This window comes from Amaricoccus sp. (assembly GCF_036846665.1).
Classification (GTDB): Bacteria; Pseudomonadota; Alphaproteobacteria; order Rhodobacterales; family Rhodobacteraceae; genus Amaricoccus.
Window position 1 is genome coordinate 1 of sequence record NZ_DAIUBO010000126.1, and the last position, 10,842, is coordinate 10,842.

The 10,842-nt window shown below is 70.8% G+C and carries 9 protein-coding genes; 5 read left to right on the forward strand and 4 right to left on the reverse strand.

Features of this window, described 5'->3' with window-relative positions; translation table 11 throughout:
- The first annotated feature begins 2 nt into the window (after positions 1-2).
- The 3 genes from V7050_RS12830 to V7050_RS12840 all read left to right on the forward strand — a co-directional run bounded on the left by V7050_RS12830 (position 3) and on the right by V7050_RS12840 (position 5,395).
- Positions 3-2,885, forward strand: coding sequence for a valine--tRNA ligase (locus V7050_RS12830; RefSeq protein WP_324410624.1), 2,883 nt, complete (start codon positions 3-5; stop codon positions 2,883-2,885).
- 72 nt (positions 2,886-2,957) lie between these two features.
- Positions 2,958-4,223 carry an MFS transporter gene (locus tag V7050_RS12835; RefSeq protein ID WP_324368282.1) on the forward strand — a complete coding sequence of 422 codons (1,266 nt, stop codon included), beginning with the start codon at positions 2,958-2,960 and terminating at the stop codon, positions 4,221-4,223.
- A 68-nt stretch (positions 4,224-4,291) separates the two neighbouring features.
- Entirely contained in the window at positions 4,292-5,395 is a 1,104-nt protein-coding gene (locus tag V7050_RS12840) for a pyridoxal phosphate-dependent aminotransferase (protein WP_324368284.1), read from the forward strand.
- A 58-nt stretch (positions 5,396-5,453) separates the two neighbouring features.
- On the opposite strand, the gene V7050_RS12845 is transcribed toward V7050_RS12840, so the two are convergent.
- From V7050_RS12845 to V7050_RS12855, 3 genes are all read right to left on the reverse strand, one after another.
- Positions 5,454-5,975, reverse strand: coding sequence for a DUF1269 domain-containing protein (locus tag V7050_RS12845; RefSeq protein WP_324368285.1), 522 nt, complete (start codon positions 5,973-5,975; stop codon positions 5,454-5,456).
- Between the two features lie 102 nt (positions 5,976-6,077).
- A complete protein-coding gene (locus tag V7050_RS12850; RefSeq protein WP_324368287.1) occupies positions 6,078-6,308 on the reverse strand; it encodes a glycine zipper 2TM domain-containing protein in 231 nt (76 codons plus the stop codon).
- 77 nt (positions 6,309-6,385) lie between these two features.
- Positions 6,386-7,600, reverse strand: coding sequence for a pyridoxal-phosphate-dependent aminotransferase family protein (locus V7050_RS12855; RefSeq protein ID WP_324368289.1), 1,215 nt, complete (start codon positions 7,598-7,600; stop codon positions 6,386-6,388).
- 144 nt (positions 7,601-7,744) lie between these two features.
- Between V7050_RS12855 and V7050_RS12860 the strand changes: the two genes are divergently transcribed.
- Both V7050_RS12860 and ygfZ read left to right on the forward strand, forming a co-directional pair.
- Positions 7,745-9,499, forward strand: a complete 1,755-nt coding sequence (locus V7050_RS12860; RefSeq protein WP_324368292.1) for an ABC transporter ATP-binding protein — start codon at positions 7,745-7,747, stop codon at positions 9,497-9,499.
- 49 nt (positions 9,500-9,548) lie between these two features.
- Positions 9,549-10,343 carry a CAF17-like 4Fe-4S cluster assembly/insertion protein YgfZ gene (gene ygfZ, locus V7050_RS12865; RefSeq protein ID WP_324368293.1) on the forward strand — a complete coding sequence of 265 codons (795 nt, stop codon included), beginning with the start codon at positions 9,549-9,551 and terminating at the stop codon, positions 10,341-10,343.
- Here ygfZ and V7050_RS12870 read toward each other — a convergent pair.
- Positions 10,318-10,842, reverse strand: a 525-nt coding sequence (locus V7050_RS12870; RefSeq protein WP_324410626.1) for an inositol monophosphatase family protein, incomplete at its 5' end; no start/stop codon positions are given. The two genes, ygfZ and V7050_RS12870, sit on opposite strands and share 26 nt — an antisense overlap.

Genomic DNA, 10,842 nt, shown 5'->3' on the forward strand with positions numbered 1-10,842 from the left:
CGATGGAAAAGACCTTCGACGCCAGCGCGGCGGAGCCCCAGATCGCGGCCGCCTGGGAGGCCGCGGACGCCTTCCGCGCCGGCGCCAATGCGAGGCCCGGCGCCGAGCCCTTCTGCATCCTGCTGCCGCCCCCGAACGTCACCGGCAGCCTGCACATGGGCCATGCCTTCAACCACACGCTCATGGACATCCTCACCCGCTGGCACCGGATGCGGGGCTTCGACGTGCTCTGGCAGCCCGGCCTCGACCATGCCGGCATCGCGACGCAGATGGTGGTGGAGCGCGAGCTCGCGAAGGCCGGCAACATCGGCCGCCGCGACATGGGCCGCGAGGCCTTCGTCGCGAAGGTCTGGGAATGGAAGGAGCGCTCGGGCGGCACCATCCTCGAGCAATGCCGGCGGCTGGGGGACAGCTTCGACCTCGACCGCAACCGCTTCACCATGGATCCCGGCTTCCACGACGCGGTGCTGAAAACCTTCGTGGAATTCTACGACAGGGGCCTGATCTTCCGCGGCAAGCGGCTGGTGAACTGGGACCCGCATTTCGAGACGGCGATCTCGGATCTGGAAGTGGAGCAGGTCGAGACCCGCGGCAATCTCTGGCGGCTGCGCTATCCGCTCGAGGGCGGGGCCAGCTACGAGCATCCGGTCGCCTGGGACGACGAGGGTCGGCCGACCGCCTTCGAGACCCGCGACTATCTCGTCGTCGCCACGACGCGACCCGAGACCATGCTCGGCGACACCGGCGTCGCGGTGCATCCCGAGGATCCGCGCTACCGGCACCTCGTCGGCAGGACCGTGCGCCTGCCGCTGGTCGGCCGCTCGATCCCGATCGTCGCCGACGAATACGCCGACCCGGAGAAGGGCACCGGCGCGGTCAAGATCACGCCGGCGCATGACTTCAACGACTGGGAGGTCGGCAAGCGCTGCGGCCTCGCGGCCATCAACATCATGGACACCCGCGCCTGCATCGCGCTCAAGGACAACCGAGATTTCCACGAGGGCATCGCGCCCGCCGACGAGCTGGCGGATTTCCACGGCCTCGACCGCTACGAGGCGCGCGACCTGATCGTGACGCTCGCCGAGGAACAGGGCTGGCTCGACGGCATCGACGCCGAGACCCACATGGTCCCCCACGGCGACCGCTCCAAGGTCGCCATCGAGCCCTTCCTCACCGACCAATGGTACGTCGACGCCGCGAAGCTCGCCGGCCCGGCGCTCGACGCCGTGCGCGACGGCCGCACCCGCATCCTGCCCGAACGCGACGAGAGGACCTATTTCCACTGGCTCGAGAACATCGAGCCCTGGTGCATCTCCCGCCAGCTCTGGTGGGGCCACCAGATCCCGGTGTGGTATGGTCCCGATTGCTGGTACGGTCAGGATCCAGACCAAGAGACCATTTTTCCCGGCTTCTTCACTGAGACTTGGCGCTTTGCCGCATTGACCGAATCGAAAGCCATTGAGAAAGCAAGGCAAAAATACCGTGATGAGACCGGACAAGAGTGGGACTTTAGGGGCTTTAATAGTCGCCGCGAGGCCGAAAGCTACTTAGCTGACCGGAAACCAAACGACCCGCTACCACTTTTCCGCGACCCCGACGTTCTCGACACCTGGTTCTCCTCCGGGATCTGGCCGATCGGCACCATGGGCTGGCCGGAGGCGACGCCGGAGATGGCGCGCTACTACCCCTCCAGCGTGCTCGTCACCGGCTTCGACATCATCTTCTTCTGGGTCGCCCGGATGATGATGATGCAGCTGGAGCTGACCGGCGAGGTGCCCTTCCGCGAGGTCTATATCCACGCCCTCGTCCGCGACGAGAAGGGCAAGAAGATGTCCAAGAGCTTGGGCAACGTGCTCGACCCGATCGAGCTCATCGACGAATACGGTGCCGATGCCGTGCGCTTCACCCTGACCGCCATGGCGGCGATGGGGCGCGACCTGAAGCTCTCCAGGGACCGCATCGCCGGCTATCGCAACTTCGGCACCAAGCTCTGGAACGCGGCGCGCTTCGCCGAGATGAACGGCTGCCGCCCGGACCCGGACTTCGACCCGCGCGCGGTCACCCGGACCGCCAACAAATGGATCGTAGGCGAGACCGGGCGCCTGCGCGAGACGCTGGACGCGGCCCTTTCCGCCTATCGCTTCAACGACGCGGCGGCCGCGCTCTATGCCCATGTCTGGGGCAAGGTCTGCGACTGGTACGTGGAGCTCGCCAAGCCGCTCTTCCAGGACGAGGCCGCGGCGCCGGAGACCCGCGCCACCATGGCCTGGGTGCTCGACCAATGCCTGATCCTGATGCATCCCGTCATGCCCTTCATCACCGAGGCGCTCTGGGGGCAGATGGCCGAGCGCGCGGGGCTGCTGGTCCATGCCGACTGGCCGGATTACGGCGCCGATCTGGTCGATGCCGCGGCCGATGCCGAGATGGGCTGGGTGATCGGGCTGATCGAGGAGATCCGCTCGGTGCGGGCGGAGATGCACGTCCCGGCCGGGGCGAAGATCCCGCTGATCGAGCTCGAACTGGCACCCGCCCAGGCGGCGGCGCTCGAGACCAACCGCGCGCTGGTCGCAAGGCTCGCGCGGATCGAGCGCTTCGAGACCGCCGATGCCGCGCCGAAGGGTGCGGTGACCATCGCCCGCGAGGGTGGCAGCTTCTGCCTGCCGCTGGCGGATGTCATCGACCTCGAGGCCGAGCGCGCCCGCCTCGCCAAGGCGCTGGAGAAACTCCGCAAGGAAGCGAACGGCCTGCGCGGCAAGCTCGCCAACGCGGCCTTCCTCGCCAATGCGCCCGAGGCCGTCGTCGACGAGAACCGCGCCCGCCTCGAGGCCGCCGAGGAGGAGATCGCGATCCTCTCCGCGGCAGAGGCCCGTCTCGCCGGCCTCTAGCGCAGCGGCGGGTGCAACCAACCAGCGCCGGCGCTGCCGGCGAAAAGACCCCGACGGCCGAAAGGACGTTCCATGTTCCACGTATTGTCCGGTGTCTGGGCCCTCCTGCTCGGCATCGTGCTGATCATGCTCGGCAACGGCATGCATTTCACCCTCATCGGCCTGCGGGGCGGAATCGACGGGTTCTCCGCCACGGAACTGGCCATCGTCACATCGGCCTATTCCGCCGGCCTTCTGACCGGGGCGCGCCTCAGCCCCGTGCTGATCCGCCGGGTCGGGCACGTGCGCGTCTTCGCGGCGCTTGGCAGCCTGATGTCGGCCGGGCTGATCGCCTTCCCGCTCGTGGTCGATCCCTGGGCCTGGACGCCGCTTCGGCTGCTGGTGGGCTTCTGCATGTCCGGCATCTACGTCACCGCCGAGAGCTGGCTCAACGACGCCTCGACCAACGAGACGCGCGGCAAGGTGCTGTCGGCCTACATGATCGCGCAGACCCTGGGCATCATCGGGGCGCAGGGGCTCCTGACGCTCGGCGACGCGGCGACCGCGAACCTCTTCATCGGGGCCTCGATCCTGGTGTCGATCTCCTTCGCGCCGATCCTGCTCTCCGCCAGCCGGGCGCCGACCACCGAGGTCGCCCGCCCGATGGCGCTGCGCGACCTCTTCTCCGGCTCGCCGCTCGGCACCGTCGGGATCTTCCTGCTCGGCGCGGTCTACGCGACGCAATCGGGCATGGGCGCGGTCTTCGGCACCCAGATCGGCATGACGGCGGATCAGATCGCGCTCTTCGTGGCGATGCTCTTCGCCGGGGCGCTGGTGTTCCAGTACCCGATCGGCTGGCTGTCGGACCGCGTGGACCGGCGCTGGCTGATCTTCGGCGCCTCCGCCCTCGGCGCGGCGTCCTGCGCTTTCGGCTGGATAACCGGCGGCGGTCTCTGGCCGCTGATGGCGTCCGCCTTCTTCGCCGGCGGCGTGACGACGCCGCTTTACGCGCTGTTTCTGGCCTACACCAACGATTACCTTTCGACCGAGGACATGCCGGCCGCCTCCGGGGGGCTGGTCTTCACCTTCGGTCTGGGCGCCATCCTCGGCCCGCTGGTCGCCGGCTGGGCTATGCAGCGCTTCGGCCCCTTCGCCTTCTGGCTGGTGCTCGGCGCCACCTTCGCGGCCATCGCGCTCTACGCGCTCTACCGCATGACCAAGCGCGCGGCCGTTCCGGTCGACCAGACCGAGAGCTACCTGGGCGTGCTGCCCACCGCCTCGCCGGTGGCGGTGGAGGCTGCCGGCGCCTGGGCCGCCGAGCAGGCCGAAGCCGACCGCCGGGACGACGCGCAATCCTGAGGCCAGCATCGTTTTCCGGCGCGAGATCAGACTTTTGACGAAGTGCCGCATGTGGTACCGGCTTCGCCATGCGCCTGACCCCGCTCACCGCCGGCCTGCCCGCCACCGTGCCCTTCGTCGGCCCGGAGGCCCAGGAGCGCCGGCTCGGGCGGCCCTTCATCGCCCGCATCGGCGCCAACGAGAGCGTCTTCGGCCCCTCGCCGCGGGCCATCGCCGCCATGGCCGAGGCCACGGCGCTGGCCTGGCGCTACGGCGACCCCGAGAACCACGAGCTGAAGGCGGCGCTGGCGGCGCATCACGGGCTTCCCGCCGCCTGCATCGTGGTCGGCGAGGGCATCGACGCGCTGCTCGGCAATCTCGTGCGCCTGCTGGTCGGCCCCGGCACGCCCGTCGTCACCTCCGCGGGCGCCTATCCGACCTTCAACTACCATGTGACGGGCTTCGGCGGGCAGATCCTCACCGTGCCCTACCGGGGCGATTCCGAGGATCCGGAAGCGCTGCTGCTGACCGCCCGCAAGGCCGGCGCGCCGCTCGTCTACCTCGCCAATCCCGACAATCCCATGGGCAGCTGGCACGACGCCGGGCGCATCCGCGAGATGATCGCCCGGCTGCCCGGCCAGGCGGTGCTCTGCCTCGACGAGGCCTATGCCGATTTCGCGCCCCCGGGCGCCATCCCGCCGCTCGACCCCTCCGAGCCGCGGGTGATCCGCATGCGCACCTTCTCCAAGGCCCATGGCATGGCCGGGGCGCGCATCGGCTATGCCATCGGCCATCCCGAGCTGATCGCCGCCTTCGACCGGGTGCGCAACCATTTCGGCGTCAACCGCATCGCCCAGGAGGGCGCGCTCGCCTCGCTCGGCGACCCGGGCTGGCTGGCCTCGGTGGTGGGGAAGGTCGCCCGGTCCCGCGCAAGGCTCGCGGAGATCGCCGCGGCGAACGGACTCGCCGCGCTGCCCTCGGCGACGAATTTCCTGGCCGTCGACTGCGGGCGCGACGGCGCCTTCGCGCGGGCGGTGCTGGCGGAGCTGACCGCGCAGGGCATCTTCGTGCGCATGCCCGGCGTCGCACCGCTCGACCGCTGCATCCGGGTGACGGCGGGCGAAGACGCCGATCTGGAGGCCTTCGCCGCCGCCCTTCCCCAGGCCCTGTCCCGCGCCGCGGAACGGGGCTGAGCGCGGCCTTATCCCTGTCCCGAGCCGCAGCCTCGGCCCGGCCGAAGGCCCGTCGGTATCAGGACGCCGGCGCTTCCGCCGCCTCGGTCTTCATGTGGCCCTCGAGCGCCTCGCGCAGCCGCTCCTCGCGGGTATGGTCGAGCGAGGTCTGCAGGATGCGCCCGCCGACGCCCTCGAGCTGGGCCAGCACCTTGTCGCCGGTGACCTTCTTGACCAGCACGAAGAGCACCGCCTCGCCGGGCTGGATGTCCTCGGCCGCGAGGCCCTTCATGAACTTGTCGTTGATGCCCACATCCGTGAGCGCGCCGGCCAGCGCGCCCGCGCCGGCGCCCGCGGCGACGCCGAGCAGCGGATTGAGGAAGAGCACGCCGATCAGCAGGCCCCAGAAGCTGCCGCCCGCGGCGCCCGCGGCGGTGGTGTTCATCAGCTGGTTGAGCTTGACCTTGCCCGACTCGGTCTTGGTCGCGATCACCGCATCGCCGATGTCGATGATGTAATCCTTGGTCATGCCGAGGATCTTCTGCCGAACTTCCTCGGCCTTCTCTTCCGATGGGAATACCACCGCGATCAGATCTGCCATGTCTCGCCCCCCTGGAAATGCAAATGCCGCCGGGAAATGCCCGGCGGCACAGAGGTAGTCGCGACCGCCCGCCGCGTCAACGCCGCCGGGCCGGGGCAGGGCCTACTGGCAGGCCGCGGTCTGGGTCCCCGCCGCCGCGCCGAGCCCGGCGCCGGCCGCGGTGGCGAGCTGCTTGCCGGTGCCGCCGCCGATCTGGTTGCCGATGAGGCCGCCGACCGCGGCACCGCCGAACACGCCGCCGGCGCATTGGAGTTCCTTGTTGGTCTGCGGATTGCTCGTGCAGCCGGCGACCAGCGCGGTCGCGAGCACGGCGAAGATAAGGCCCTGTTTCATCTCGGTCTCCAATAGCCGGCGCAAAACTGCCGTCGGAGGCTAGGCCTAGCGGCAATATCGCAGGATTTCCACGCCATTTATCCGGCGTCGGGCGATTTCGGCAGGCTGTCGCCGGCCCGCGCGACGACCCCCGCCGCGGCCTCCAGCGCGCCCGCGCCACGGGGAGCCCCCAGCGCCTCGAGCGCTGCCTCGATGGTCGCCAGCGCCCCGAGCATCGTGGGCGGGTTCAGATGCCCCATATGGCCGATGCGAAAGAGGCTGTCGCGGTCCTGGTCGGGGCCGCAGAGGCCGACGCCCAGGGTGAGCCCGGCGGATTCCGCGCACCAGGCGCGCACCCGCGTCGCGAGCCCCGGCGCGGTGCGGATCGTCGTGACGGCGTGGCTGCGCTGGCGCGGATCGGCGATGTTGAGCTCCAGCGCCCCGCCCCAGGTCTCCACCGCCGCCCAGATCGCGCGGGCGAAGACCCCGTGGCGCCTCCAGGCGTTCCCGAGCCCCTCCTCCTCGAGCAGCATGTCGAGGGCCTCGCGCAGGCCGAAGAGGTGATGCGTCGGCGCGGTGCCGCAGAACTGCTGGTAATATTCCTCCGGCGCGGTGCGCGGCCCCCAGTCCCAATAGGGGCTCTGGCAGGGGATGCGCGCCGCCTCGGCCCGGGCCCCGTGGAAGGTGAAGGCGACGCCGGGCGGGGTCATCAGCCCCTTCTGGCAGGCTCCCAGCATCACGTCGACGCCGAGCGCGTCCATCTCGAAGGGCTCGCAGCCGAGGCTGGCGATGCAATCGACGGCGAAGAGGGCGGGATGCCCGGCCGCGTCGATCGCCGCGCGCAGGGCGGCCACATCGTTGCGCACCCCCGAGGCCGTGTCGGTCTGGACGGTCAGCACCGCCTTGAGCGGGGCGCCCTCCCGGTCCGCGCGCAGCCGCGCCTCCAGCCGCGCGGGATCGGCCGCGGCGCGGAAGCCGAAATCCATCACCTCCACCGCGATCCCCATGCGCCGCGCGGTCTCCGCCCAGCTCAGCCCGAAGCGCCCGGTCGAGAGGACGAGCACCCGCTCGCCCGGCGTGAAGAGATTCGCGACCGAGGCTTCCCAGACCGCATGGCCGTTGCCGATATAGACCGCGACCGCGCCGGCGGTCCCCGCGAGGCGCTTCAGGTCGGACATCACCGTCGCCGTCATCCCGATCAGCGGCTCGCCGTAGATGTCGGGCGCGGCCCGGTGCATGGCGCGCAGGACCCGGTCGGGGATCATCGAGGGACCGGGCATGGCGGTCAGGTCGCGGCCGTGATTGAGGGACATGGCGGGGGCTCCGGAGCGATGGCCGCGACACTACCGGGCCGCCCGGGCGGAGAAAATGCCGATTCCGCTTTGTCCGCCTGCGGTGCGCATGCTAGGCCCGCCACCGGCCGGGACGCTGCCCGGCGCTGCCCGACCGGACCGCCCATGCCCGACGCGCCCCAGCCCGATCCCGTGCCGGTGCGGCCCTATCTGCGGCTGTGGCGCGACTGGCTGGCGCCGCATTGGATGCTGATGACGCTGGCCATCGCCATGACCGTGGTGGTGGCGGCGGCGAGCGGCGCCTATGCCAAGCTGATCCAGATCGTCATGTCCGCCTTCGAGGCCAGGGACCAGGGCGCCGTCTGGTGGGCGCCGGCGGCGGTGCTGGCGCTGACCGCGGTCAATGCCACGGCGCAATACCTGCGCGAGACCACGGCCACCCGCGCCGTCACCCGGGTCGAGACCGAATTGCGCAAGAAGATGTTCGCGCGGCTGGTCGGCACCGATCTCGCCCGGCTCCAGACCGAGGCCCCGGCCGGGCTCGCGGCGCGGTTCTCCTCCGACATCAGCCTGGTGGGCGGCGCGGTCAAGGCGATCATGGGCGGCGTGACCGGGATCCTCACCATCGTCTTCACCTTCTTCGTCATGCTCAGCATCGACTGGCAGCTGACCCTCGCGATCTTCGGCATCTTCTCGCTGGCGCTGGTCCCGGTGAACATCATCGGCAGCCGGCTCAGGCGGATCTCGCGGCGCACCCAGGCCGAGGTCGCCGCCATGTCCACGCAGGTGACCGAGGGGCTCGCGGGCATCCGCATGGCGCGGACCTACCGGCTCGAGGAGCCGCTGTCGCGCAATGCCGACGGCATCTTCGAGAAGCTCTTCGGCCTGCGGATCCGCCAGAACCGCTGGCAGGCGCGCGTGGCCCCGGTGATGGAATTCCTGCTCGGCATCGCGATCGCCCTGCTGCTCTATCTCGTGGGCCGGCGCATCGCGGCGGGCACCATGAGCATCGCCGATTTCACCGGCCTGCTGACCGGCCTCGGCATCGTCGCGGGCCCCGCGCGCCGCCTCGGCGGCACCTTCGCCACGGCGGTGCAGGGAAGGGCCGCGCTCGACCGGGTCTTCATGCTCTTCGACGTGGAGAACACGATCGTCGACGGCGCGCGCACCATCCCCCGGGCCATCGGCCAGGTGCGCTTCGAGGCCGTCTCCTTCGCCTATCCCGACGGCCACCGGGCGCTGGAGCAGGTGGATTTCACCGTCGAGCCGGGCATGAAGACCGCCCTGGTCGGCCGCTCCGGGGCGGGCAAGTCGACGGTCTTCAACCTTCTGCCCCGGCTCTACGATCCGACCGAAGGCCGCATCCTGATCGACGCCATCGACATCCGCGACCTGACGCTCGCGAGCCTGCGCGACCAGATCGCGGTGGTCAGCCAGGAATCGATCCTGCTCTCGGGCACGGTGGCCGAGAACATCGGCTTCGGCCGGCGCGGCGCGGAAAGGGCCGAGATCGAGGCGGCGGCGCAGGCGGCCGCGGCGGACGAATTCATCGCCGCCCTGCCGCGGGGCTACGACACGCGCATCGTCCCGAGCGAGCAGAGCTTCTCCGGCGGCGAGCGCCAGCGGCTCTCGATCGCCCGCGCCATCCTGCGCGACGCGCCGATCCTGCTGCTCGACGAGCCGACCTCCGCCCTCGACGCCGAATCCGAGGCGCAGATCCGCCTCGGCCTCGACCGCCTGGCGCGCGGCCGCACCACGCTGGTGATCGCGCACCGGCTCGCCACCGTGCTCGATTCGGACCTGATTCTGGTCATGGACCGCGGCCGGATCGTCGAGCGGGGCAGCCATGCCGAGCTCATGGCGCTCGAAGGGCTCTATTCGGAGCTCTACGCGCTGCAATTCGCCGCAGCCGCGGGGTGAGCCGTTGCGGCGCGGGCAGCCCGCCCTATCTTCGCCGGGAGGAGGCCCCATGACCACACGCGCGTTTCATGCCCGCGACCGCGCCGTGCTGCGCATCTCCGGGCGCGACGCACGGCCCTTCCTGCAGGGCCTGGTGACCAACGACGTGGCGCGGCTCGACCAAGGCGCGCTCTACGCCGCCCTGCTCACGCCGCAGGGCAAGTATCTCTTCGACTTCTTCCTCGTCCCCGAGGGCGGCGACGTGCTGGTCGAGGTGGCGGCCGGGCGCGCCGCCGCGCTGGCGCAGCGCCTCGGCCTCTACCGGCTGCGCGCCGCCGTCGCGATCGAGGCGACGGCGCTCGGCGTCGTGCTCGGGCAGGGCGCCGCGCCCGAAGGCGCCTTCGCCGATCCCCGCGACGCGCGGCTCGGCTGGCGCGCGATCCTGGCGGATCCGGAGGCCCTGCTCGCCGGGCTCGACCGGCTCGAGCCGGCGGATTACGCGCGGCGGCGCATCGAGCTCGCCGTGCCCGAGACCGGGGCCGAGCTGGTCGCGGAGGACAGCTACATCCTCGAGATGGGCTTCGAGCGCCTCAACGGCGTCGACTTCCGCAAGGGCTGCTACGTCGGGCAGGAGGTGACCGCCCGCATGAAGCACAAGTCCGAGCTGAAAAAGGGCCTCGTCGCGGTGGGCGTCACCGGCGAGGCGCCGCCGCCGGGCACCGAAGTGCTCGCCGGCGAAAGGCCCGCCGGGCGGCTCCTGTCGGTCGCCGGCGACCGCGGGCTGGCGCATCTGCGCTTCGACCGCGCATCGGGGCGCCTCACCGCCGGCGCGGCGGAGATCACACGGATCGAAGCGTCCGGGTGAGCGTCTCGAAGATATTGGCATTGGCGGCCACGACGCTGCCGGTCTCGAAGATGCCCGCGCCCTCGTCGAGCGGCCCGACGAAGCCGCCGGCCTCGCGCACGAGCAGGCAGCCCGCGGCCATGTCCCAGGGATGGATGCCGCGCTCCCAGAAGCCGTCGAACCGCCCCGCGGCCACATAGGCGAGGTCGAGCGCCGCCGCGCCCCAGCGCCGGATGCCGGAGGTCTGGGGATTGAGCGCCGCGATCTCGCGCAGGGATTGCGGCAGGGTCGGGTTCCCGGCGAAGGGCACGCCGGTCGCAAACAGCATGGCGATCATCTCCCGCCGGCCCGAGACCCGGAGCCGGCGGTCGTTCAGCCAGGCGCCGGCGCCCTTCTCGGCCACGAACATCTCGTCCTTGACCGGGTCGTAGATCACGCCCGCCACGATCTCGCCCTTGTGCTCCAGCGCGATCGAGACCGCCCAATGCGGCAGGCCGTGCAGGAAGTTGGTGGTGCCGTC

Bases quoted from the DNA above. Each gene is read 5' to 3' on its own strand.
- V7050_RS12830 (WP_324410624.1), top strand. From the start codon at position 3: ATGGAAAAGACCTTCGACGCCAGCGCGGCGGAGCCCCAGATCGCGGCC.
- V7050_RS12835 (WP_324368282.1), top strand. From the start codon at position 2,958: ATGTTCCACGTATTGTCCGGTGTCTGGGCCCTCCTGCTCGGCATCGTG.
- V7050_RS12840 (WP_324368284.1), top strand. From the start codon at position 4,292: ATGCGCCTGACCCCGCTCACCGCCGGCCTGCCCGCCACCGTGCCCTTC.
- V7050_RS12845 (WP_324368285.1), bottom strand. From the start codon at position 5,975: ATGGCAGATCTGATCGCGGTGGTATTCCCATCGGAAGAGAAGGCCGAG.
- V7050_RS12850 (WP_324368287.1), bottom strand. From the start codon at position 6,308: ATGAAACAGGGCCTTATCTTCGCCGTGCTCGCGACCGCGCTGGTCGCC.
- V7050_RS12855 (WP_324368289.1), bottom strand. From the start codon at position 7,600: ATGTCCCTCAATCACGGCCGCGACCTGACCGCCATGCCCGGTCCCTCG.
- V7050_RS12860 (WP_324368292.1), top strand. From the start codon at position 7,745: ATGCCCGACGCGCCCCAGCCCGATCCCGTGCCGGTGCGGCCCTATCTG.
- ygfZ (WP_324368293.1), top strand. From the start codon at position 9,549: ATGACCACACGCGCGTTTCATGCCCGCGACCGCGCCGTGCTGCGCATC.